This is a genomic window from Floridaenema aerugineum BLCC-F46 (assembly GCF_041929345.1).
Classification (GTDB): Bacteria; Cyanobacteriota; Cyanobacteriia; order Cyanobacteriales; family Aerosakkonemataceae; genus Floridanema; species Floridanema aerugineum.
On the sequence record NZ_JBHFNQ010000009.1, the window covers coordinates 1 to 25,757 of the forward strand.

The following is a 25,757-nucleotide window of genomic DNA, read 5'->3' on the forward strand; positions in this document are numbered from 1 at the left end:
GCCCCACAACAAAGCTGAAACTCTTGTGGGGTGGGCCCCTATCCTTAGATAACTATTATCACTTTATTTATTTGCGCCTACTTAAAACCGCAACTACACAAACTCTCGTCAGCCGACAAAGACTCATTAGAATGGGCATAAAGCCATCTGAGGAAGAAACTATGAACCTTCCACTCATCGACCTATACGAAACGGATTTTTACGCTTGGACTCAAAAACAAGTCCAGTTATTGCGTCAGCGTGACCTAAATAATCTTGATATTGAGAATTTGATTGAGGAAATAAATTCTTTGGGTAAACAGGAAAAACAAGAATTAATAAATCGTCTGTCTGTTCTACTTGGACACCTACTGAAGTGGGAGTATCAACCTGACAAAAGAACTAAAAGCTGGATCAGAACAATTCGTGAACAGCGCAAAAAAATTAAAAAACTAATCAAGGAAAACCCTAGTTTAAAACCTTTCCTAGATGAAGCTATAGAAGAGGCTTATTCAGACGGAGTAGACTTGGCTGTTGATGAAACAGATATGGAAATACAAGTTTTTCCTTCTCAAGTTCCCTATTCTTGGGAACTAATAGACAACCCAAATTTTTTCCCTGGTCGTCTCATAGATTCAGACAAAGATTTACTTACAAGTTACGGAATCTCACCAATGCTTTAATAGGCATCTCCAAAAAAGTAGAGACGTTGTATACAACGTCTCTACAATTGTTTCATATCATGTCTGGTCGATCAGCCATAATATCTTTTTTCCACGACCCTGTAGAGACGTTGCATGCAACGTCTCTACAGGGTGGGTAATCGACCGGACATGATATCACTTTTCAACAGTCTTTAAAAACTCCAAAACTGCTGCATTAACAGCCTCTGGAGAACCGGAAGAAGCGTCATGATCGCAATTAGGAATAATTTTTAATTGCGAATTTGGTAAAAGTTTAGCTAATTTTTCGCCATGTTTATAAGAAAACCAGCTATCCTGTTGTCCCCATAAAATTAATGTGGGACATTTGATAACAGCCAAATTTTTTTGAATTTTACTGATTAAATTTGGTTGATTATTTTGGTTTCGCTGAATCTCTTTTACCGCAATTTGAATATCTTCTGCTGCTTTGGTCAAAGTTCCGGGAAAATGAATATAAGGATAACTCATCCAATCAGCGTCTTTTTCGGTAAACTTTGTCGGATCGAATAATACCGATCGCCTTTCGATCGCCAGAATTTCCTTCACCAAAGGTGCAAATACACTGGGAATTCGACCTAAATCAGCAGCTTGCAACAATTCCAAAGGAATTTGCGATAATAACGACATTCCCCAATGAGGTAAACCTTCAGGAAAAATCGGAACATTTACTACTATCAAATCTGAGATTAATTCGGGATATTCCTGTGCAACTGCAAGGCTGATTAATCCTCCTAGTGATTCTCCTAGTACGATCGCACTTCGATCGCAAAGCGCACTAATAATCCGTTTAAATTCAATAATTTGATGATCGTTTCTTTCCCGGTATAAAGGTTTATCAGAAAATCCATAACCTTTTGCATCAAAACAAATTACCCGGAAATATTTGGCAAGAGTTTCTATATTATAACGCCAATTATAACTCCAGCCACCAATACCATGAATTAAAAATAAAGGTTTTCCCGTTCCCTTTTCACCATAAGCAATAGAAACTGGGTATCCGTTAGCATCGGTAATTCTCAGGATTTGGCGACCTTTAGGAAAAGTGGTTTTCCACCAGTCTTGCATAGCCTTTTCAAAGTGTAATTTTAATAATTATAGCAAAATAGGCTATTATTTAGAAAGCCTCTAGCATGATTCATTGCTGAGGCTTTCTGTATCTAAAAAAACTAAATTAGCTGATTAATAGTCAAAAAATATTGCTTAATCCCAACTCAAAGTTCCAGGATTATGCTACATCTTCTTGACCTAGTTGCTGTTCAACTTTGTCGATCGCCGCATTAATACCAGCCAATCTTGTTTCCAAATCATCCCGCATCCATTTCAGAAATCTTAGTTTCTGTTCTAAGCGACCTCTGCGAGAAACACCTTCATTACCGTAACAGTTATCACCCCAAAAAGGAAACATAATTAACCTCTGTTTATTTAATTCTTTCCTTATTATGTCTAAATATTTTTTTACATACCTGTCACCAATTTGGAGAAAAAACCGACCTTGGTTGTAGGGTTTTCATGTACCCCTGAGTTCCCCTGATACCCAGATCCCCGACTTCTTAGAGAAGTCGGGGATCTGGGTATCTAAACTAGCGTTAGTCTGGCTAATTCACTACAAAATATCCCCTAAAATTTGGCTGTTGTAGTGAATTGCAATTCATCCTTCCGATAGACTAACTAAATAAAACATCACCGCCATTAGTCAGAGGAAACCCAGGTTTTAGCTATTTATTATTAAGTCAATAACCCCTATGTGAAATAAGAATTTTAATCGAAAAATTCCCCAAGTCAGCCTATGAAAATCGCGCCAGAAATCACCTACAGAAATGTAGAAAAAACCGCTGCTATTGACTCATTAGTTCAAGAGAAAATAGAGAAGCTGGAGAGAGTTTGTAATTACATCAGTAGTTGTCATATAGCTATTGAAAAAATTCACGATCGCCCCAATAGCGGTTCCCCGTATCGAGTGCGAATTGATATCACTGTACCACCAAGCCAAGAAATTGTAGCCGAAAGTAATCCGGGAGATACTAATCAATACGTTGAGGTTGATACTGTAATCCGAGATGCTTTTAAAATGGCACAACGCCAAGTTAGAGAACTGGCGAGACAACAACGGGAAAGCGATAAAGCTAGGGATAATAATCAAGCAGATGACACTATGGGACTGGTGACTAAGCTGTTCCGTGAACAAGGATATGGGTTTATTAAAACCATAGATGATGCACAAGATATTTATTTCCATCGCCACAGTGTTTTACATGATGATTTCGATCGCATAGAAATCGGTACAGGAGTACGCTTTTTTGCTACTGAAGGCGATCGAGGACTGCAAGCAAGTACTGTACAAATTGTCAATAAACCAGGTCACAGTGTTGGTGAAGCAGAGGAAACTTTGATTGCACCACCATTGGGTTGGCAAGAATAAAAAAAATTAGTTTCCCTTCAGTTTTAGCTAACAAAAAATTCACCAAAAATACCGGAAAAAACCATGAGCAAATCACAACGAAAAAATTCAGCTAATAAATTACTTAGCTTCACAGGAATTATCAGTGCTAGTGTTTTAATAAGTTTTCCAGTATTAGCATTAAATAATTCTAATTCCAATCTTTCAACCACAGCAAACGGACAATTACTAGCTCAAGCTACTGGCACTGGAACAGGAACAGGCACAGGTACTACTGGAACTACCGGAACTGGTACTACTGGAACTACCGGAACTGGTACTACTGGAACTACCGGAACTGGTACTGGGGTGAATGGAACTACCGGAACTGGTACTGGGGTGAATGGAACTACCGGAACTGGTACTACTGGAACTACCGGAACTGGTACTGGGGTGAATGGAACTACCGGAACTGGTACTACTGGAACTACCGGAACTGGTACTGGGGTGAATGGAACTACCGGAACTGGTACTGGGATTAATGGAACTACCGGAACTGGTACTGGAGTTAATGGAACTACCGGAACTGGTACTGGGGTGAATGGAACTACCGGAACTGGTACTGGAGTTAATGGAACTACCGGAACTGGTACTGGGATTAATGGAACTACCGGAACTGGTACTGGGGTGAATGGAACTACCGGAACTGGTACTGGGATTAATGGAACTACCGGAACTGGTACTGGGGTGAATGGAACTACCGGAACTGGTACTGGGGTGAATGGAAGCAATGGAAACAGAAGTAATACCAGAACTAATTCCACTGGTAATGTGCAATCTGGCAACTACAGTCGCTACATGAGAATTGGGTACACAGCAACTCAACAGAGAGATTATCAAACTGCCTTGATAAACTTTAGAAGAGCGCTGGAAGAACGTCCCGGAGATACTTATGCTTCCAGAGCAATACAGAATGTAGAAGGTTACATTCGTCGGACTAACACTGCTAATCAGTAGATTTTTCTGGGGACTGGGAGGAAGAGGTAGGGAGGTGGGTTCGGTTAGAGGAGAGTGTTGAGTTATGAGTAGGGGCAATTCATGTTGCCCCTACTCATAACTCAACACTCATAACTCTCCCCATCTCCCCATCTCCCTATCTCCCCTAAATGTGTGAGAGTTGACTAATCCAAGTAACAATTTGTTGTGGGGGGAGTGGTTTGGAGAAAAAGTATCCTTGTCCATATTCGCAGTGAAGACTTCGCAAAATATCCCTTTGTGCTTGCGTTTCCACACCCTCAGCAACTACATTTAAATCCAAACGATGCGCCAAAGTAATAATTGTTTCTACAATATCTAAATTTCTGGGATCTTCTGTCATTTGATTGACAAAAGATCGATCGATCTTCACAGTATCAATTGGTAAAAGATGTAAATACGCTAGGGATGAATATCCAGTCCCAAAATCATCTATGCAAATTTGGATGCCATTAGATCGCAATTTTGCCAAAGTTTCGATCGCTACTTCCCCATTTTTCATCAACACGCTTTCGGTAACTTCTAGCTTAATATAAATTTTCTTATTCCCACAATTTTTCCACAAATTTTCAATGAAATTAACTAATCCTGGTTGGGTAAGTTGCACTCCAGAAAGGTTAACAGCAATGCTCAAATGCCCAGTCTTTGCTAATTCTTGTTCCCATAACTTGATTTGCCGACAAGCTTCTTGTAATACCCATTCACCGAGAGGAATAATCAGTCCTGTCTGTTCTGCTAAAGGAATGAAATTCACCGGCGAAACCCATCCACGTTCTTGATGATGCCATCTTACCAATGCTTCAAAACCAACAACTTGGTTAGTAGTTAAACAAATAATTGGTTGATAATTCAAATGTAATTCTTGCTGTTGAATTGCTTGTTGTAAATCCGCTTCTAGGCGCAGTCGCTCTAACTCCTCTGTCTGCATTTGAGAATTAAAAAATATTGTATTTCCCGCTTGTTTTTTGGCATTATAAGTAGCTGTATCGGCAGCACGCAAAAATTCTTCTGCCTGATTGTAACCCATTGTACTATCGACAACGCCAATGCTAACCGAGGAATAAATTAATGATTTATCTACTTGAAAAGGGAGTCGGAGTATTTTATGAATTTCAGCTACTTTTTGGCTGAGTTCATCCAAATGTACCAGATTTTTAAATAATAAACCAAAGGCATCTTCCCCAACCCGTGCTAGTCGATCGCTCGGTTGTATCCAAGCTGTTAATCGTTGAGCAACTTTGATTAAAAATTGATTGCCTTTAATATGTCCAAACCCATATTTCACGCTTTTGTAGCGGTCAATATCTAAGAATACCAAACCAAATAAAATTGCCTGTTGTTTACATTCGTTGATACAATCTTGTAAATCTTGAAGAAAAAGTGTGCGATTTGGTAATCCGGTTAATTCATCATAAAATGCCAGCATTTGAACATCTCGGAGTGCTTGTCTCCTTTCCTGTCGCACCCTTGCTTCTCGCAATTCTCGCTCTGCGGCTGGCACTAATCGAGATAAACTATTTTTGAGCAAATAATCGTGAGCACCTGCTCGCATTGCGGCTACGGCAATTTCTTCTCCGATCGAACCAGAAACTATAATAAATGGCAAGTCTAAATTCTTTGCCTGCATTAAGGAAAGAGCAGCTAAAGCATTAAATTGAGGTAAAGAGTAATCAGCCAAAATTATATCCCAAGTTTGCCGATCGAGGGCTGCACTCATTTGATTCATGTTTTCTACTCTTTCCCAGATCACGGTATAACCGCTCACTTCCAGTTCAAGTACGATCAATTCTGCATCATCTGGGTTGTCTTCGACTATGAGCACCCGAAGTTCGTTATTCATAAGCAGCAGATAAAGGTGGAGGAGAATTGATAACTAACCAATACATACCTAATTGCTGAATGACATTGAGAAACCGATCGTAATCTACAGGTTTCTGAATGTAACTATTGCAACCCAGGCTATAACTTTCTACCAAATCTTGTTGTTCGTTGGATGTAGTCAAGATCACAACGGGTATCTTTTGAGTTCTGGGAGTTTGCTTAATCCTTTGTAGCACTTCTAACCCGTTAATTCTAGGGAGTTGCAAATCTAATAAGATTAAAATTGGTAAATTCTCTGGGGGTCGATCGCGGTAAATTCCTGTAGCAAACAAATAATCTAACGCTTCTACACCATCTCGCGCTACAACCACTGCATTAGTAATTCCACCTTGCTCAAATGCCATAAGTGTTAGTTCTTCATCATCAGCGTTATCTTCGACTAACAGCAGTGTTCCAGGTATATTTATAGAATGTCGCATGGAAACAAATCCTCAGCAGAAATTAATAATATTTCATCCTTGGTGCAAATTTTTTGCTTCATCCTAAAGTAAAATAAAACGCTGCACCTCGATCTATAATTCCCTCTGCCCAGACTTTTCCACCATGTCGATGAATGATTCTTTGGACGATCGCCAATCCTACACCTGTTCCTGGAAATTCATTAGTTGAATGTAACCTTTGAAAAGCAATGAATAGCTTATTGACATAATTCATGTCAAAACCGACACCATTATCTTTGACAAAATAAGCTTGTGTATTTTCCGGCAATATGGTAAGACTAAATTCGATTTCTGTTTGGGTGCGGGTTGAGGTAAATTTCCAAGCATTACTTAATAGATTTTCTAACACAATTCGCAGCAATGCGCCATCTCCCAAAACGGTGATTTCGGGAGCTATCTTCCATGTTACAGAACGTTCTGGTTGAGATTCGCTTAAATTTTCACTAATTTCTTGAGCTAACGCACTTAAATTTACCGAATTTCGCTTCATTTCGGCACGAGTTACCCGTGAAAGCATCAGCATATCTTCTATCAATTCGCCCATGCGTTGTGTACCTGCGCGAATGCGATCAAGATAATGTTTACCTTGCTCATCTAATTGATTAGCATAACGTTCTAGAAGCACTTTGCTAAAACCATCAATTCCGCGTAAAGGTGCGCGTAAGTCATGGGAAACTGAATAAGAAAAAGCTGACAATTCTTTATTTGCTGCTGCTAGTTCCGCCGTTCGTTCTTTAACTCTTTCTTCCAAAGTTTGGTTAAGTTGAATCACCTTTAATTCAGCTTGTTTGCGATCGCTAATATCAATACCTACTCCCCAACTTGCCCATCCGGGAACCGGAAATATGTCAGAAATATTTGACCAAGCAATAGTTTTTGTTTCGCCATTTCTGGTAACTAAATTCCATTCCCAATTGCGATAATTATTTCCCTTTTCTGCCCAGTTAACGAGCATTTCTTGCCGATAAATAGGATCGGGATAAAGCATTTCCCAGATTTGGGGATTTCCGATGACTTCCTCGGCAGAATAACCTGTAACTCGTTCGCATTCTTGATTCCAAACAATAATATTACCTTGAGCATCAAAGGAATCTAACATTACGGGCATATTTTCCAAGATGGAACGCAGCTGTGTTTCGCTAGCGAGTAATGCTAGTTCGGCTCGTTTGCGATCGCTAATATCTGTATGTGTACCAAGCATTCGCACTGGTTTACCAGATTCATCCCATTCTACAACTTTACCAACAGAAAGAATCCATTTCCATTCACCTGTCTTAGTTTTTTGTCTACATTCGACTCGATAATCATCACGTTTTCCAGCAATGTAATCAGCAAAAAGTTGATAAACAGTTTCTCGTTCTTCCGGGTGCAAACGCTCTTTCCATTTAGCATTTGTTTCCTGAAATTCTTCCGGTTCATAACCCAACATTCGGGCATATTCGGCACTGACGATCGCCTCTCCAGTTTGGATATTCAAATCCCACAATCCCTGATTTGCTGCTTGCAAAGCTAACCGCAAACGTTCCTCACTTTCTTTAAGTGCAGTTTCGGCTCGTTTGCGATCGGTAATATCCAGCAAAGTCGCAATTCGGTAAAGTGGATTACCTTCTCGATCTTTGACCATCGTAACGTCAAGTAATATGGGAAAAATAGTTCCATCTTTTCGCAGATGATATGACTCATGGGTTAAGTGTCCAACCTCGTTAAGATCTTGCATAAAAGAGACTGTTTCTGCCCAGCAACTAGAGGGAAACAAACTCAAAATTGGTTTGCCAATCATTTCCTCAACTGAATAACCGTGCATTCGAGCAAAGGCAGGATTTACTATTTCTAATACAGGCCCTTTGCTGACAGCTAATCCATGTTCGCTAAATTGAAAAATATCTTTGTATTGTTGTAAATCTGCTTCGGCGCGTTTGCGTTCTGTAATATCGATCGCCGTACTAATCACCAAACTCCTACCATCAGGTAGTTTACCCAACGGCGCGGAATAAAAGTCCCAAATGCGAGTTTCCCCGCTCCGAGTGCGGATGGTATATTCTCCTTCGGAAACTCGACGATCGAGATTATATAAGCGTTGAATATCTGCCAGAACTAACTCTCTGCCGCTGTTGTATGCTTTGTGAGTCCAATCTGCGATCGTGGGAATTTCTTCAGAAGAATAACCGGAAATTTCTGTCCAAGCATGATTAATTTGCAAGACTTCGCCATCTTCGGCGTGTAACATAATCGGCAGCGGAGAATTGACGATCGCCCAACGGAAACGTTCTTCGCTTTGTTGGAGAGAAATTTCTGCTTGTTTGCGATCGGTAATATCAATAGCTACACCGAGCATTCTTAAAGGCCGCCCAGATTGATTATAAATGGCTCGTCCTCTAGCAATTATCCAAAGAACCGTGCCATCAGGATGAATCACCCGATGTTCTGCGTCATAGTCTGTCTCTCTTTCTATTGCCTGATTAATTGCCGTTTCTACTCGCTCTAAATCATCTGGATGAATGCGCTCGCGCCAGTTGTGATAGTTAGCTTCCGCAGTCTGAGGATCTAAACCGAGCAACTGGAAAAGTTTGCTGTTCCAGGTTAATCGATTTTCCAACATATCCCAAGCCCAACTGCCAATTTGGGCAAATTCTAGCGTTAGACGCAGTTGTTCTTCACTTGCTTGCAAAGCTGCTTCGGCGAGTTTGCGATCGGTAATATCAATAATCACTCCCAGCATTCTGACAGGTTGCCCGGATCGATCGGACATTGCTCGTCCTTTGCCAATTATCCAATGAATACTGCCATCAGGATGAACTATTCGATATTCTGTGTCATAGTCTGTATGGCTTTCTATTGCCTGACGAATAGCCGTTTCAACTCGCTCCAGATCGTCTGGGTGAACGCAAGAGCACCAAGTTTCATAGTTAACTTCTTTCGTATCGGGATCTAAACCCATCAGCCGGAAATGGTTGCTGTTCCAGGCAATTCGATTTTCCAAAATCTGCCAATCCCAACTACCAATCTGGGAAAATTCTAGCGTCAGACGCAGTTGTTCTTCACTCGCTTGCAAAGCTTCTTGGGTTTGTTTGCCTTCGGTAATATCAGTAATCGCACCATACCATTTCCCTGGTTTACCTTCAGCATCAAAGATGACTCTGCCTCGATCTACCCAAATGCGGTATTCTCCATTGCGATCGGCAATTCGGTATTCATCATCAAAAGCTGCTCCTGTTTGCAGACATTGTTCTATTTGGCTGGCTACGGAAGCACGATCGTCTGGATGGATGCGTATTTCCCACGCCTCTAAAGTTCGCTTAATTTCTCCTGGCTCATACCCCAACAGGGTATCAATATCGCCAAACCATTGCATCGTTCCGGTGACAGTATCCCATTCATAGATCAGATCGCTGCTGCTTTGGGCGGCGATCCGAAATCTGATTTCGCCTTCAGCTAAGTTAATTTCGGCTTGTTTGCGATCGGTAATATCTTGGATATTGCCCAGCATCCTTACCAAATTACCTGCTGCATCGTAGAAAACCTGACCTCTAGATGCGATCCAGCGAATACCTTCGGGATGCAAGATACGATACTCAGTTTCATAGTCTTGATTTTGCTCGATCGCTTGGTTTAAGACTTCTATGGCTGTGGCGCGATCGTCTGGATGTATGCAATTCAACCACTGTTCATAACTAACAGTTCTTTGTGCTGAATCACATCCTATGAGCAGGCAATATTGTTCGCAGACTTGAGCAGAGTTAGAAACAAAATCCCAATCCCAGATGCCAGACTTGGTAGCTTGTAAAGCAAGTCGCAGTCGCGCTTCATTTTCGCGCAGAGAGTCTTCAGCACGTTTGCGTTCTGTAATATCGGTAACAGTTCCTATATAGCCGATAATTTCACCATTGACGGCTCGTTCTGCTACTGCTTGACCATAAACCCAGCTAATAACACCATCGGGACGCTGATATCGGTATTCTGTAGAAAAAATGTTTTGGTTGTGAATAGCTTCGCACCAACTGCTAGTAATGCGATCGCGATCGTCCGGGTGTATTGCTTTCTCCCAGCCTTTTCCCATACCTTGCTCGGCACTTAACCCCGTCAGTTCGCACCAGCGCTGATTAACGTAGTTAACGTAACCTTGAGTATCGCTGCGATAAACGCCCACCGGAATCACAGCAGCCAGATTAGCATAGCGCTGTTCGCTTTGTTTTAAGGCAAATTCCGCTTCTTTGCGGACGGTGATTGCTTCGGTAAACAGAATTATCCCACCGATCGCCCCGGTTTGTTCATACCAAGGACGCACTTCCCATCTCAACCAATCAATTCTGCCATCAGCACGAATAAATTGATCTTCTTCACAAATTTCTACTGCACCCGCTAAACATCTTTGATGAATTTCTTTCCAGCGTTGGGGAATTTCGGGAAACACTTCATAATGAGAACGCCCAATAATATTCTCAGCTTTTAATTGATAATCTGTTAACCAACGTTGGCTAACTATGAGATACCGCATTTCGGTGTCAAATACCGCAGCTGGTATAGAAGTATGTTCGACAAAGAATCGCGCCAGCCATTCTCGATATTTTAGTGCGGCTTCGGTTTGTTTGCGATCGCTAATATCCTTAATTAATCCAATTAAACCAATTAAATTACCATCGCGATCGCGCCAAGGGCTTTTAGTCGAAAGATAAGTTTTCTGTTGATTGTTTTTTAGTATCTCCTCTTCAATTACCTGAGTTTCCCCCATTGCCATGATCCGTTCATCTGTTTCTATCAACTGTTGGGCTATTTCTGGAGCAAACAAATCATTATCATTAAATCCTAAAATTTCTGTCTTAGATTTACCGAGCTTTTCACTCATTGCCGAATTAACCAGAATATAGCGCCCGTAACAGTCTTTGACAAATATTGAATCAGAAATACCTTCTATTACCGACTGTAATAATTGATAACTCTCCTGGAAGCGATTATTAGCATTAGTCAATTCGGCTGTACGTTCTGCCACGCGGTTTTCTACTTGTTCATAAGATTGACGGAGAGCTAATTCAGTTTTTCGTTGTTTTGAATCCAGCTTGTTTAAAAATCTCGCATTCCACCAGGTAACAATGCTCAAAACTAAAATATTAACGATGCTTCGAGAGATAATGCCAACTTCAATTGGCATAAATTTAGCACGGTAAGATAATAGCTGAAAGCCTGCCAAAACTAAGGGTATACCAATCAAAAATGGTAACAACCAACGGGCAGTTATTCCACCTGCATAAGGACTAGTGATTACTTTTAACCAGCCTCGATCGGGATGAGCAAACAAAATCCCTAGAGATAAAATACAAAAACCAATAATTTCTGCTATTGCAATTCTACCACCAGAAAACCAAGTGAAAAAATCTTGAACTTGATAAATATAACTAATTAGTCCGATCTGGGAAATTAAGAAACTACCAAAGGCTAATCCTTGAGTCAAAATGTAAATGTGACTATTTAATAAGATTAAAGCTGCACTTAGCATGAGCAATTTTAACGCTGTTGACATCGCTATTCGCCCCGCATATTCGTAGCTAATCTGAGGAGGAAAAACTTCGATCGGCAGTTCATCAATATCCAAGTAAATGTTGAATAAAAACCGAATTAATGTCAGCGAAGCTATGCAAGCAACCACAATGGCAAGTAGACAGGAAAGCGATCGTTGAAACCTTTGATAGTTAATATTTGGAACTTGAGATTGATGCCAAAACCATAAAGAAGCACCAGCCAAAATAAATCCCAAAGCTGTATTTACTCTCATGGCGGGAAGTCCGGGAAATATGCTGGTAAGCAATGCAATTTTAAATATCGAACCGATGAGAGCGATGCTACCAATGAGTGCAGTTACTAAACCTGCTTTTTGGGATATCGATCGAATTTTCTGCAAGTTCATAAGCCAAAAAAAGTATAATTAATAGGAAAAAAAACGGTTCGTTGTAAGGACTTTAGTCCTTCTATCTAAAAATTTCTGTCTTAGGGATTATTCATTAAATTTCCTTTGGGATTGCAATTGAGAAATCTGGGCATATTCCTCCTGAAATTTGGCTAAAATTCGGGAATATATCGGGATAATTTTTTGATAAATCGCTACATTTTCTGAGATAGGTTGGTGATGGTAAGTTAAACCAATTTCTTGGGAAACTTGTTCTAAACTGGTAATTTTTTTCAAAGCATAAAGTCCCAGAATTGCGGCACCAAAACTGGAACTTTCATAAATTTCGGGAACGCTGACAGGTTGATTAAAAACATCGGCTAAAATCTGTCTCCATAAACAGGAATTAGCAAAACCGCCAGAGGCGCGAATGCTGTTAATTTCGCCTGCAAAATCTTCTAAAGCTTGGAAAACTAAGTATAAGTTATAGACAACTCCTTCTAACATCGATCGCACTAAATGTGCTTTGGTATGACGCAAAGAAAGCCCAAAAAAACTACCCCTAGCATTAGCATCCCAAATTGGCGATCGCTCTCCGGTTAAATAAGGATGAAAGATTAATCCTTCGGCTCCGGCTGGTACTGTTTGCGCGATCGCAGTTAACATATTGTAAGGGTCTTGTCCCAGAGTTTTTGCAGTTAATACTTCGGCATCTGCTAGGCGATCGCGTATCCAGCGTAAAATAATTCCACCGTTATTAACTGCGCCACCAATTACCCAATAGTTTTCTGTTAAAGCATAGCAAAACAATCGTTGTTGCGGATCGCAAGTAGGTCGATCGACCACAACTCGAATTGCGCCACTGGTACCCACAGTTACGGCGACTATTCCCGGTGCGATCGCGCCCACTCCTAAATTAGAAAGCACCCCATCAGCAGCACCAATTACTGTGGGAATATGTGACGGAATTCCCATGAATAAAGCGTATTCTTCCCGCAAAGATTGAAAAATATATGTTGTCGGGACTAACCGTGATAAATTACTTTCTGTAATCTTTGCCAGTTCCAGCGCTTCTCGATCCCAATTTAATTCTTTTAAATTTAGTAATCCCGTAGTAGAAGCAATAGAATAATCGACTACATACTCGCCAAATAATTGATAAAAAATATACTCTTTAATCGAAATAAACTTAGCCGCCTTCGCAAAAATTTCCGGCTGTTCTTCCCGCAACCAAATAATTTTAATCAAAGGCGACATCGGATGAATTGGAGTTCCCGTGCGGAGATAAATTTCCTTTCCCTGTTTCTCTTTTTGAACTATTTCCGCCCATTTAGCGCTACGATTATCCGCCCAAGTAATACTTTTTGTCAACAATTTTCCTTGACTATCCACAGCAATTAAACTGTGCATCGCCGCACTAAAAGACAGGCATAAAATCTCAGCAGGGTTAATTTTACTACCTTCAACAACTTGTTGCACTGTGGTAATTACTGCTGAAAAAATTACCTCTGGTTCTTGTTCTGCTGCTCCCGAAACTGGTGTCAATAAAGGATAATCAACAGCGGCTCTTTGCACCATTTTACCAGTTTCGGTAAATAAAACTGATTTAGTGCTTGTGGTGCCAATATCAACAGCAATTACATAACCCATAAAGCTTTTTTTGAACCGCAGAGGACGCAGAGGGCACAGAGGAAAGAGATGGAGGAGGTAAGTAATTTTTCCAGGTGAACTAATATTTAAGTTGTAATTAATTTTAACCGATTTGTGATATCTTCTGCTTTTAAATTATATAAAGCATCTAAAAAATTTAGTTGCAAACTACCAGGCCCTGTAGATTTTTCGGCGGCTATTTCCCCGGCAATTCCCATAACTGCCATAGCATGAGTCGCTGCTATAGTAGCATCAGAATTGACTGCCTGAAACGCACCAATTAAGGCAGTAGCAGTACAACCCATCCCGGTAACTTTTGACATCAGTGGATGCCCATTTTCTATCTGAAAAATTCGCTTTCCACTAACCACAAAATCAACTGCCCCACTAATAACAACCGTGCATTGATAAAGATTAGCCAGAGTTTGAGCAACTGTGACAACGGTTTGGGAATCTTGGGTGCTATCTACTCCTTTAGTCCTGATATTTTGATGAGCAATAGCAGCGATTTCACTAGCATTACCACGAATTACTGTTGGTGTCGCTGTATTTAATAGTTTCTTTGTAGTTTCTGTGCGATAACTTGTGGCACCTGCACCCACCGGATCGAATATTATCGGTTTGTTAAGTTTTTTAGCAGATAACATCGCTTTGTGCATTGCGGCAATCCAATCATTATTTAAAGTGCCAATATTGATGACTAAAGCTGCTGCTAAGTTCACCATTTCTTCTACTTCATTTAAGGCGTGCGCCATTACCGGAGAAGCACCTAATGCTAATAGGGCATTAGCGGTATTATTCATCACTACGTAATTGGTGATGTTATGAATGAGCGGAGTTGTTTCCCGGATGGAAATTAAATCTTGCCAGAGAGTTTTTGCACAAGGAGTCATAATTAACCTCTGTAATTTTATATTTACTTTGCCACAACTGGCTGATAGTGAGAGTTCTTCCCTAGTTTTTCCCGATTTACTTATAAATTTACAAGTGTTCAGTTTCAGCAGCAGTGAGCATCACAAAGAAATTTGTTTGTTCTTTGAGTTAATCAACTCAATCAGTCCTCCAACTATGTTTCCCAAAAAATTGCTTGCTGGAAATTAGATTAACAGCTTTCATAGAAAAGGTGCATCATGGTTAATTTTCCCTGATGCACCAGACAAAATAAAAAAACCAGTTATAAAATTATTGAGGAGTTAAATTATGCAATCTAAATATTCTGAATATCCTGAAGCTTTCCCGCAATTTACTAATTCAGCTAATTTCCAGACTCAACAAATTGTGGGATTGTCTCAAGCAAATTCTTTAAATTTAGCTGAAGGGAACACAATTTCTATTCCGCCAGTAGGAATCGTGCCTCTTGTTGTAGTTTTAGGGGTGACTGCTTACCAACAATATCGCGCTTTTGTGCGACGACAAAGAGTTCAACTTTTGGAAAGAATCTGGCAATTAAGCCCTGAAGATATAGCTTGGTAAAAAGGAGATTGACTATGTTTTCTGCCTCTTCTGAGCAAGGTTACGTTTTAGTTTTAGGCAATATTTTTCAATACAAACCGATTCTGAAATTAGGTAGTAGTGGTTCTGAGGTGGTAGAACTACAAAAATTGTTATTACGTTGGAAAGCGTTGCTAGGTAGCCGTCAAGCTGAACGTCAATTTCACAATTCAAAATTACATAAAGGCAAATTCGATCGAGCAATGAAAATGATGGTGGAAGAGTTCCAAGAAGTGATGTTTTTACCAGTAAATGGTGTGGTAGATATCTTTACTTGGCAAGCACTTTATGCTGGTTCTCCAATTCATTTGCCTAAGCTGAAAAGAGGTAGTAAAGGAGAAATTGTTAAAGCATTACAAAAAGCTTTGTTAAAGACTGGTGATTATCTTTATGATAGTCAAATTGATGGGGTTTTCACTTCTGTAACTGAGTGGGCGGTAAGGCATTTTCAGCGGCGAGTTGGGATTACAGTTGATGGAATTGTCGGTTTTGAAACTTGGGATACTTTGAGCAGAATTTTGTTAGCAGTAGCACATCAAAATCTACCTGTGGTGAGAAGTATAGATCTGAGTCAAATTTGGTATGTACTTTCCGAGAATAATCAAGATCTAGCTTTAGAAAGTGCGATCGTGCGATCGATCTCTCCCGAAATAAACTCAACTCGTTACTATTACAATCGAGTAGATTTAAACGATGATGGAAAATACGAAGTAATTGTTTACTTAGTCAATGCCAACGCTAGTAATACTAACGAATATCCCATCCTAATTTTCCAACCTGAAGGCAAAGGTTATCGCTTAGTTTCACACCTTGGCTATGGTGCTGCACCGATCGTTGTCACCGAACAAACGAGTTACGGATGGAAAGATATTGTGATTCATTCCCAACATCAAGGAAAGTCAAATTATTGGTTTGCTCAATTTGATGGTGAACAGTATTTAGGCGGTGCCCATAGTGGACGTGCTTACGAAGTACCCTCTAATACTGCTATTTCTGGAATGGCTTATATTGCCGATGAAAAAACTCTTGATTCTGGCTTAGAATTAGAAAATTACCATGTAGATTATTGGTTAGAATAAATTGAATTAAAGTTGGCATTGATGATATAATCTCTGGAATCTCCAGATTAAGACAATGAACAACGAACAGCCTATAAATACTGATTCTCCCAAAGATTGGCATCAGGAAACACAAGTTTCTTGGAATACCAATGCTTCTATTTGGGATACTAAAATGGGGGATGATGGCAATGATTTTCATCGCTTGTTAGTTCGTCCGGCGACAGAAAAATTGCTGGGAGTAAAAGTAGGCGATCGCATTTTAGACATTGGTTGTGGAAATGGCATATTTAGCCGCAGATTAGCAAGTTTAGGTGCAAAAGTAGTAGGAATTGATTTTTCCAAACAGTTAATTAATTGTGCTATTGGGCGAACTCAAGCGCCAGACGCGATCGCCTATCATGTCATAGATGCGACTGATGAAACCGCGTTATTAGAATTAGGTGAAAACAGTTTTGATGCTGCTATATCTGCAATGGTGTTAATGGATATGGCAGAAATTGCGCCTTTATTTCGGGCGTTAACTAAATTACTAAAACCTCAAGGTTGCTTTGTTTTTTCTGTGATGCACCCTTGTTTTAACAACCCTCATATTACTATGGTTGCAGAAGAAACAGAAAGCAATGGTGAAATACAAACTTGCTGTTCTATCAAAGTACCCAAATATTTGCAGCCTACTATCACCTACGGATTAGCACTTCGCAATCAACCAAAACCACATCCCTATTTTCATCGACCACTTCATCTACTTTTGGGAGAAGCTTTTCGAGTCGGATTTGTGTTAGATGGATTAGAGGAACCTGCATTTCCATCTGACTACCCAGATAACTATTTACTGAGTTGGGGTGGTAATTTTAGCGAAATTCCACCTGTATTGGTGGGACGACTAAAATTGTTAGCAGCTTAAGATTTGGGATGCAGGAGTAGTTAATCAAAATGTACGATGTATACTCTCCAAAAATCTTCGATTATTTCAGAAATTAGGGCAAGTCTACACTTAGGAATTCCGTTAGCCGCAGCACAGTTAGCGCAAAGTTTAACTACCTTTGTAGATACAGTAATGATGGGTTTATTAGGAAGTCAAACTATCGCTGCTGGTGGTTTGGGTGCTGTTACTTTTACCATTTTACTACTTGTTAGTTCCGCAATTGTTTCTGCGGTTAGCCCATTAGTAGCAGAAGCTTATGGCGCGAATAAAAATAACATGGTGGAATGTGTAGTGCGTCAAGGTTTGTGGTTAGCAATTATTTTAGGAATTCCGATTAGTTTAATCGTTTTTCATGGTAAATCACTGTTGTTATTGTTTGGACAAGATGGCAATACTGTAGCGTTAACAGAAGAGTATTTGCGATCGATCGCTTGGGGCTTTTTACCAGCGATAATTTTTGCGGTGCTGAGAAACTTTGTTTCTGCGGTTTCTCAACCCCGCCCGATCATGGTAATAGTAATTTGTGGAACTTGCTTAAACATCGCTGCTAACTATGTTTTAATGTTTGGTAAATTAGGATTACCAGCATTAGGATTAGCGGGAATTGGTTGGGGAAGTACGCTAACTTTTTGGAGTATGTTGATTGCGATTATAATTTACATCAAAACTCAAACAACTCTGAAAAAATATGAAGTGTTTCGCAATTTTCACCAGTTTAACAGCAAGATATTGGGTAACTTATTACATATAGGATTACCAATTGGTATGTTAACTGCTGTAGAAACAGGATTATTTACTGTGACAACATTTCTCATGGGAATGTTAGGAACAATCACCTTAGCAGCACATCAAATCGCCTTACAAACAGCAGCTACAACTTTCACAATTGCTTTAGGAATTTCCTTCGCTACTACTGTTCGTGTCGGACAAGAAGTAGGACAAAAAAATGCTAAAAATGCACGTTTAGCTGGTTACGTTGGTATTAGCTTGGGGGGAATATTCATGGCATTTATGGGCATTTTATTTTGGTTAATGCCAGAAAGAATAGTTTCCCTTTATCTTGATATTAATAATCCTGCAAATACTGCGGTTGTAAATCAAGCAAAAGCATTGCTGAGAGTAGCTGCGTTCTTTCAAATAGCCGATGGAATTCAAGTTACTGCTGTAGGCGCTTTGAGAGGATTAAAAGATACAAGAATACCCATGTTAATTGGCATTTTCGCCTATTGGTGTATTGGGTTAACTAGCGGCTATTTACTAGGTATTAAATTAGGTTTTGGCAGTGTAGGACTTTGGTGGGGTTTAGCACTTGGTTTAGCAGTAGCATCAATTATTTTAACTTGGCGTTTCAGTGTAGTTAAAGTCAAGTAAAAAGCGGAAATTGTAGGGTGAGTCAGACCATAAATTTAGTTGATAGTATTAGAATTTTAGCTTCTGACGCACCCTACTAATTATGCTCTGCATTCTCTGCGTTCTCTGCGTCTCTGCGGTTTAAAAAACTCTTCCTTACTCAAAAAATAAAACTTAATTGTATAGGTTCTTGGGGAATTAGATCGATCGAACTATAATTCAAAATAAACACCTCCTTACCCTTATAACGTTCCCCCTTAAAACTTTCGGTTTTTTTCTCACCTTTTTTTTGATCGTCAGTTCTATTAATTGTGTAATTCCACTCTTTATCGTGCATTTCCATCGCCCATTCATACAATTCTCTAACTTCCGGGCTATTATCATAAGTAATCAGAAACTTAATTCTATCCTTGTGTTCCTTCAATATTTCAGATAATCTATAGTGATCGTTTCGGCAAAAAGAATGAGTGTAAAATTTATCTTGATCGGCATTAAAATAAGGAGGATCGATAAACAAAAAAGCATCATCAGGAACAGTTTTAATAACTTCGGCAAAATCCCAACAAGTTAACTGAACATTTTGCAGTTTTTCCGAAGTGCGGCGAATATTTCTGGGCCAATTTTCCGGGCGCATACTATACTTATCACCATATCCCCAATAACAATTTTGTGGTTTCATTATGCCTGAGTATGAAGTACGATTTAGGTAAAACCATCTCGCTGCTGCTTCTAATTTGTTTTGCGGGATAAACTCATTTTTATAGTAGGTGTGTCTTTCTTTTGTTGCTTGTTCTCCTGCTAAATAATTGATTAATTGTTCGGGTCGATCGCGAATGGTTAAGTATGTGTTTATTAGTGCTTCGTCAATGTCGTTAAGCCAATTGTTTTTTACCTTTTGTTTGGCAAAAAAGATGGAACTTCCGCCAGCGAAAGGTTCTACATAATGGGAGTGAGGGGGAATGTGTTTTAAGATGAGATTTCGGGCGTAAAATTTGCCGCCTGCATAACGGAATGGGGAATTTATAGGTTGATTCATTGTTGGCGAGTTTTTGGGAATTAAACCACTGAGAAATATTGATTTTTTTTGAACCGCAGAGACGCAGAGGACGCAGAGGGAAGAGAAGAGAGAACAGAATTGCTATATATCATTGTACTCTACCAAAAGACTGCGCTTACATCTGTGTTCATCTGTGTTTATCTGTGGATATCTGTGGTAAAAAAACCTAGATTTTGCGCTATCCTCTCAGTAATCTTAGTCCACTTAATGTTACTAAGACTGTCGATCCTTCATGTCCAATTACACCTATGGGTAAGGTGATGTTTCCGGCGAAGTTAGCTATTAGTAAGAGGACGATAAAACTTAAAGCAAAAATGATGTTTTGTTTGACTACTGTTTGCGATCGCCTTCCCAATTCTACAGCAGTGGCAATTTTTTCTAAGCGATCGGTCATTAATACAATATCAGCGGTTTCTAGCGCCACATCGCTACCTGCTGCACCCATCGCTATTCCTACTGTTGCTTGTGCTAAAGCGGGTGCATCGTTAATACCATCACCTACCATTGCTACTGCACCATATTGCTTTTGTAGTTGACGGATTAAATATAGTTTATCTTCTGGTAATAGTTCTGCTTTGACTTCGGAAATACCGACAGCTTGGGCGACACTTTCCGCAGTTTCTTTATTGTCACCTGTGAGCATAATTAAATGTTCGATGCCGAGTTTTTTTAGAGATGCGATCGCACTAACAGCATTCTCTCTCACTCGATCGGCAATTACAATTAATCCTAAAACTTGATTATCTCCAACTACCCAAACTACAGTTTTTCCTGTTTGTTGAAAATCTCTTGCTTGCTGAAGTAACTCTGTGTTAAAATCAGGAATTAAAGACTGGACAAAATTCAAATTACCAACTACAATTGATTGAGAATTAAGTTTACCTGCGATACCTTGTCCGGGATGTGCTTGAACTTCGGTGACAGTTGGAATCGTCATTTGTTCAGCAGCAAAACGACAAATTGCTTGCCCAATTGGGTGTTCGGAATAAGACTCTAACGCCGCCGCTACTTGTAAAACTTCCATTTCTGATTTTCCCGAAGCAGCAATAATAGTGTAAACTTCTGGTTGTCCAGTGGTGAGAGTTCCAGTTTTGTCAAAAGCGATCGCCTTTACCCTTCCAATTAACTCTAACTGCGCTCCATTTTTAAACAAAATTCCCTGTCTTGCACCATTAGAAATTCCCGAAAGTAAAGTTGGCATAATCGCCGCCATTAACGCACAGGGAGAAGCAACAACCAAAAAAATTAATGCTCGATAAATCGTAGTTTCCCAATTCCAATCTCCCAAAAATGGCGGTAAAATTGCCAGCAAAACACCTACAATTACTACAATTTTAGCATAACCTCGCTCAAATTTTTCGATAAATTGTTGCGAGGGAGGAGTTTCATTTTGTGCCTGTTCTACCAAACGAATTACTCGTTGAATTAAACTACTTTCAGGTGGTTGTTCTAAGCGCAATTTCAACGCCCCATTACCGTTTAAAGTTCCGGCAAAAACCTCATCGCCAATAGTTTTGTCTACCGGAATAGATTCCCCAGTAATTGCAGCTTGATTAATAGTGCTGTAACCTTCGATAATTACCGCATCAACTGGGATTAATTCACCAGGTTTAACTAATATTAGATCGCCTATTGCTAAATTAGCGATCGCCACCTCCACTTCCCCACCTTTTTGTAATACCCTAGCAGTATCAGGAGTTAAACTCATCAAACTACGAATACTGCGTTCCGTTCGCCGCATTGCGTAACTTTCCAGCGCCCCACTAATCGCAAAAATGAGAATCAAAATTGCCCCATCAATTATTAAATGATATTCTCTTTGCCACAATCCCAAACTAGCTGCCCCCAAAGCTGCCACAATCATTAAAAGATCTACATCCAATTCCTTTTCCTGAAACAAAGTTGTCAAACCTTCACGGGCACTTTCGTAACCTCCAATCACATAAGCAGCAGACAAAATCAAAAGCGCCAATCCCACCCAATTAAGATGTAGCGTTAACCAACCAAAGCTAACTAAAATTGCACATAAAATAGCTGCCATTGCATCAGAATTTTCCCGACTCCATGACAAAAAACGAGATGGCGGCAGATGAAGAGAGTTAAGCATAAAAACATCTAAAGCGACTCCCTTAGCTTAAACCTTGACATTAATGTTAAAGTCAAGCTATTCATATTAAATTTAGATAATTAGAAAAAAGGCAGGCAGTCTTGAAAAAAAAGGAAAGAAAAGGCAGGCAGGATGCCTGCCCTACAAAAATATCTTGAAAAAAAGGCAGGCAGGATGCCTGCCCTACAAAAATATTTCTCTTGTAGGGTAGGCATCCTGCCTGCCCCATTTAATTTTTGGAGATATTTCATAAGATAAAGTAGTGAATATTCGATCGCACTTTTCGAGCAAAAAACCATGCTCACCACCACAAACTACCAAATCCTCTGGGAAAAACTACCAGATGATTACATATTGCCAAACGATCCAGTGGACAACATCAATCAACCTTCCCTAGCAGCGGCGCTAACAGAGAGTTTACAACTTTCTGGAAGATTACCCGAAACCGCCCTTACCGCTACCAACTACGGCATTTGTGCCACCGTCAATGGTAAAATTGTCGTCAAAGCACCAGACTGGGCATACATTTCTCGCATTACCGTTCCCCGCGAACAAGTCAATCGGAGTTACACCCCCCAACTTCAAGGAGAAATTCCGGCAATAGTCATGGAATTTTTATCAGACAGCGAAGGCGGAGAATATTCAATTAAAGAAACCTATCCTCCTGGTAAATTCTTCTTTTACCAACGTATTTTGCAAGTTCCCAATTATGCAATTTTCGAGCCCCAAGCGGGAACTCTCGAACTCTATCGTTTGAACGATGACAAACAATATAAGTTGCAATCTTCCAATGAACAAAATCGTTTTTGGATACCAGAAATGCAGCTGTTTTTAGGAGTTTGGCAAGGAAATCGAGAAAATCGCAATAGTTTTTGGTTACGTTGGTGGAATGAACAAGGTAACTTACTTCTTTGGGGTAGTGAAATAGTAGAACAAGAACGCCAACGAGTAGAACGTCTTGCAGCACAATTAAGAGCAGCAGGTATCGAACCAGAACTATGATTAGAAAAGCAGAAATTCCAGGGTGTAAGGGAGAGGAAAACTCAAAACTCAAAACTCTCCCAATCCCCATTCCTCAATCCCCAGTTCCTAGTCCCAATAATCTCACAATTCACGAACTCACCCAATTAGTTGGTGATGAAGTGACACCGCGAATGGTGCGACATTATCATCAATTAGGGTTAATGCCACAACCTGTACGATCGCCCAGCAATTATCGTTTATATTCAGAACAAGATGTCCAAAGACTCAAAAGAATTGTGGCATTAAAACGCCAAGGTTTTCAACTATCTCACATTCACAAACTATTAGAAGTAGAACCAGAATCCGAAAAAGAAACCTTAATGACGCAGTTACAGCAACAATATCGCACAGTCATGCAACAAATTGCTCAACTGCGACAAACAGCGACAGCATTAGAAGGTTTAATCGGAAGAGATCAAGATTGTGAAATTGTGCAATCAGAAGCATTATCGCAACTGAAACAATTAGAAGTAGAAGCGCAAGTTGGGTTAGGTGGATTAGAATTACTGTGGAATAATTTAGATGCAGAAGTTCACGCTCATCCCGAAGCATTTGAGGAATCACTACAAAGATTATTACCTGATTTGAGCGATCGATCCGAAATAGAAATAGATTTACTTTCCCAATTAGTATTAGCTTGTGGAGATGTTAGCTTAGTTCCCTTTGTGTGCTTAAGTAAATCACCCGAACAAAACGCGATCGCAGCAGCACGTCAAGCATTAAAATCTAGTTGTGCGATCGTTGCAGATACAACAATGGTAGCAACATCATTAGATCGAACAAGATTAACTCATTTAGGTTGTCGAATTGAAACATTAATCGAAAATCCTCACATTCACAACGCCAGCGAAGTAGAACAAGAATTTTGGCGCAATCATCCCTTACAAGAAAGAGTAAACCAATTGCCCAAAGATTGCATAATTGTAATTGGTTACGCTCCTTCCATGTTAATAGCAATTAGCGAAGCAGTGAAAAAAGGCACAATTCAACCATCATTAATTATTGGAATGCCGATCGGATTTAGTCACGCCCCAGCTGCCAAACGTCAACTAATGAAATCCGCTATTCCTTATATTACGATAAAAGGTACGATCGGCGGCGGTTTACTTGCCGCCACAACACTTAATAGTTTAGTCGCTTCGTTACTGTCAAAACCTGACTGTCATTGTTATTTAAAGAAGGGGACTGGGGACTAGGGACTGGGTACTGGGAATAGTTACCCTACAGAAAGACTACGCTTACATCTGCGTTCATCTGCGTTTATCTGCTTACATCTGCGTTTAAAAAAAGTCGTAATTTTGCCAGAAATCTAATAAATGAAATCATCTTTTGTGCAATCTCTTTCTTCTCTTTCTTCGCGTTCTTTGCGCTCTTTGCGGTTCAAAAAATCTTACAACAATCGCAACTGACCATCAGTTTCCACCCCCGAAACTTCCCAATCTTCGTCATTTTCCCCTAATAATCTTTGCGCCGCTTCCATCATTTCTGTTGCCAGATCTCGTAAATCTTCTCGATTATCTAAATAAGTTTTTAGTGCTTCCAAAGGAGTCATAGTAGCACTAGAAGTTAATTCTGGTAAACGGGGTTTTGCTAATTGACTAACTAATTCTGCTTGAATTGTATAACTATGAGCTTCAGTTAAAGCTTGGTGTAAAGACGCAGTATCAATCAAGTCTAATTGTTCCGAGCGCAATTTGTAAATCAACCTCACCACCGCATCTTTAATTTCCTTTTTGCCGATCGCCTTTATTATACCCCCTTGCGGATCGTCAGCTTTCGATACATCGACTTCGATCGTACAAAAACACCGCACAGGTAAAGGACAAAACTCCCACTCAGTATTACCCCTTTCTAAATGAATCATCACATAACCTTTATCTTCCTTTTCCTCACTAAAATCTACCCTTTCAATACTTCCCGGATAAACCACAGGCGGATCGTTAGATTTATTCAAATTTTGGTGTTTATGAACGTGACCTAAAGCGACATAATCAAAACAAGAACGAGTTAAAAAAGATAGCGGAATTGTAAAACCTTTACCAACTGCTAACAACTTTTCTGCGCCTAAAGTTGCGCGATCGGCCATTAAATGCGCTAACATAATTGTCGGTAAATTAGGATCTAAACGTCTAATTTCCCCTTCTAACGCAGGTTCTAATTTTTTAATTAATAACTCGTTAACTTCAGCTAAACTTAACCCTTCTGTTTCCGGTCTAGTTAACAAAGTCGATCGCGTAATCCAAGGTAAAGTAACAACTTGAACCGCACCATTAGCAGTTTCAATACAATGTGTCTTTATCGTATCTCCAACAATAAACCCAGGTACTCCCAAAGTCCGATAAATTCCTAAACTTGCGCCTCCCTGTCCTTGGGAATGTTGGTCATGATTTCCTACTAACAAAACTGTCGGAATTTGAGCATCAACTAAGCGGCGAAACTGACTAGCAAAAGCTTCTTTTACATAAGGCGGTGGCGTAGCATCAGGGAAAGCATCACCACCAAATAATACTAAATCGACGGGTTCAGCGATCGCTCTATCAATACACTTTCCCAATGTACTAACAAAATCTTCCAACCGTGTATTTAAACCCGTGACCGGATTAAGTTTCCCATGAGAAAACCCGCTTCCTATATGAATATCAGATAAGTGCAGAACTTTAATCATATTCGTCACTTGTCATTTGTCGAATATTTTAACAATACACCTATAAAAAAATTTTTAGGTACGTTGTTGGGGGTGAAAAGGAAAAAAAAAAAAAAAATAAAAAAAAAAAAAAATATAAAAAAAAAAAAAAAAAA

Annotated in this window: 19 protein-coding genes; 9 read left to right on the plus strand and 10 right to left on the minus strand. The window is 39.7% G+C overall.

What is annotated here, in order from left to right; all coding sequences use genetic code 11:
- The first annotated feature begins 161 nt into the window (after positions 1–161).
- A complete protein-coding gene (locus ACE1CC_RS00880; protein WP_413268589.1) occupies positions 162–662 on the plus strand; it encodes a DUF29 domain-containing protein in 501 nt (166 codons plus the stop codon).
- A gap of 156 nt (positions 663–818) precedes the next feature.
- Here ACE1CC_RS00880 and ACE1CC_RS00885 read toward each other — a convergent pair whose 3' ends face one another.
- Both ACE1CC_RS00885 and ACE1CC_RS00890 read right to left on the minus strand, forming a co-directional pair.
- Positions 819–1,748, minus strand: coding sequence for an alpha/beta fold hydrolase (locus tag ACE1CC_RS00885; RefSeq protein WP_413268590.1), 930 nt, complete (start codon positions 1,746–1,748; stop codon positions 819–821).
- A 160-nt stretch (positions 1,749–1,908) separates the two neighbouring features.
- A complete protein-coding gene (locus ACE1CC_RS00890; protein ID WP_413268591.1) occupies positions 1,909–2,088 on the minus strand; it encodes a hypothetical protein in 180 nt (59 codons plus the stop codon).
- Between the two features lie 381 nt (positions 2,089–2,469).
- Between ACE1CC_RS00890 and ACE1CC_RS00895 the strand changes: the two genes are divergently transcribed.
- Both ACE1CC_RS00895 and ACE1CC_RS00900 read left to right on the plus strand, forming a co-directional pair.
- The gene (locus tag ACE1CC_RS00895) at positions 2,470–3,102 is read left to right on the plus strand and encodes a cold shock domain-containing protein (RefSeq protein WP_413268592.1); all 633 of its coding nucleotides are present in this window, start codon (positions 2,470–2,472) and stop codon (positions 3,100–3,102) included.
- 63 nt (positions 3,103–3,165) lie between these two features.
- Entirely contained in the window at positions 3,166–4,077 is a 912-nt protein-coding gene (locus ACE1CC_RS00900) for a hypothetical protein (RefSeq protein WP_413268593.1), read from the plus strand.
- Positions 4,078–4,222: 145 nt separating this feature from the next.
- Here the strand turns inward: ACE1CC_RS00900 and ACE1CC_RS00905 are convergent, their stop codons facing one another.
- From ACE1CC_RS00905 to thiM, 5 genes are all read right to left on the minus strand, one after another.
- Positions 4,223–5,935: a putative bifunctional diguanylate cyclase/phosphodiesterase gene (locus tag ACE1CC_RS00905; protein WP_413268594.1), complete on the minus strand. Its 1,713-nt coding sequence runs from the start codon at positions 5,933–5,935 to the stop codon at positions 4,223–4,225.
- Positions 5,928–6,395 (minus strand): response regulator, encoded by a 468-nt coding sequence (locus tag ACE1CC_RS00910; RefSeq protein ID WP_413268595.1) that lies wholly within the window; start codon positions 6,393–6,395, stop codon positions 5,928–5,930. The genes ACE1CC_RS00905 and ACE1CC_RS00910 overlap by 8 nt, the downstream gene beginning before the upstream one ends.
- A 58-nt stretch (positions 6,396–6,453) precedes the next feature.
- Complete coding sequence (locus ACE1CC_RS00915) at positions 6,454–12,315, minus strand: PAS domain S-box protein (protein ID WP_413268596.1); 5,862 nt, start codon at positions 12,313–12,315, stop codon at positions 6,454–6,456.
- 87 nt (positions 12,316–12,402) lie between these two features.
- Entirely contained in the window at positions 12,403–13,944 is a 1,542-nt protein-coding gene (gntK, locus tag ACE1CC_RS00920; RefSeq protein ID WP_413268597.1) for a gluconokinase, read from the minus strand.
- Between the two features lie 86 nt (positions 13,945–14,030).
- Positions 14,031–14,837 carry a hydroxyethylthiazole kinase gene (thiM, locus tag ACE1CC_RS00925; RefSeq protein WP_413268598.1) on the minus strand — a complete coding sequence of 269 codons (807 nt, stop codon included), beginning with the start codon at positions 14,835–14,837 and terminating at the stop codon, positions 14,031–14,033.
- 307 nt (positions 14,838–15,144) lie between these two features.
- Between thiM and ACE1CC_RS00930 the strand changes: the two genes are divergently transcribed.
- Genes ACE1CC_RS00930 through ACE1CC_RS00945 form a run of 4 tightly spaced genes read left to right on the plus strand, consistent with a single transcriptional unit; the run spans position 15,145 to position 18,792 of the window.
- A complete protein-coding gene (locus ACE1CC_RS00930; RefSeq protein ID WP_413268599.1) occupies positions 15,145–15,417 on the plus strand; it encodes a hypothetical protein in 273 nt (90 codons plus the stop codon).
- A gap of 14 nt (positions 15,418–15,431) precedes the next feature.
- The gene (locus ACE1CC_RS00935) at positions 15,432–16,514 is read left to right on the plus strand and encodes a peptidoglycan-binding domain-containing protein (protein ID WP_413268600.1); all 1,083 of its coding nucleotides are present in this window, start codon (positions 15,432–15,434) and stop codon (positions 16,512–16,514) included.
- 55 nt (positions 16,515–16,569) lie between these two features.
- Entirely contained in the window at positions 16,570–17,400 is an 831-nt protein-coding gene (locus ACE1CC_RS00940) for a class I SAM-dependent methyltransferase (RefSeq protein ID WP_413268601.1), read from the plus strand.
- 36 nt (positions 17,401–17,436) lie between these two features.
- Positions 17,437–18,792: an MATE family efflux transporter gene (locus tag ACE1CC_RS00945; RefSeq protein ID WP_413268602.1), complete on the plus strand. Its 1,356-nt coding sequence runs from the start codon at positions 17,437–17,439 to the stop codon at positions 18,790–18,792.
- A gap of 139 nt (positions 18,793–18,931) precedes the next feature.
- Here ACE1CC_RS00945 and ACE1CC_RS00950 read toward each other — a convergent pair whose 3' ends face one another.
- Positions 18,932–19,807: a DNA adenine methylase gene (locus tag ACE1CC_RS00950; RefSeq protein WP_413268603.1), complete on the minus strand. Its 876-nt coding sequence runs from the start codon at positions 19,805–19,807 to the stop codon at positions 18,932–18,934.
- A 199-nt stretch (positions 19,808–20,006) separates the two neighbouring features.
- Entirely contained in the window at positions 20,007–21,935 is a 1,929-nt protein-coding gene (locus tag ACE1CC_RS00955; protein ID WP_413268604.1) for a heavy metal translocating P-type ATPase, read from the minus strand.
- Between the two features lie 297 nt (positions 21,936–22,232).
- On the opposite strand from ACE1CC_RS00955, the gene ACE1CC_RS00960 reads away from it, so the two are divergent.
- Both ACE1CC_RS00960 and ACE1CC_RS00965 read left to right on the plus strand, forming a co-directional pair.
- A complete protein-coding gene (locus tag ACE1CC_RS00960) occupies positions 22,233–22,937 on the plus strand; it encodes a Uma2 family endonuclease (protein WP_413268605.1) in 705 nt (234 codons plus the stop codon).
- A complete protein-coding gene (locus tag ACE1CC_RS00965) occupies positions 22,934–24,154 on the plus strand; it encodes a precorrin-8X methylmutase (RefSeq protein ID WP_413268606.1) in 1,221 nt (406 codons plus the stop codon). Before ACE1CC_RS00960 ends, ACE1CC_RS00965 begins: the two co-directional genes overlap by 4 nt.
- 194 nt (positions 24,155–24,348) lie before the next feature.
- Here the strand turns inward: ACE1CC_RS00965 and sbcD are convergent, their stop codons facing one another.
- Entirely contained in the window at positions 24,349–25,623 is a 1,275-nt protein-coding gene (gene sbcD / locus ACE1CC_RS00970; protein WP_413268607.1) for an exonuclease subunit SbcD, read from the minus strand.
- Positions 25,624–25,757 lie beyond the last annotated feature (134 nt).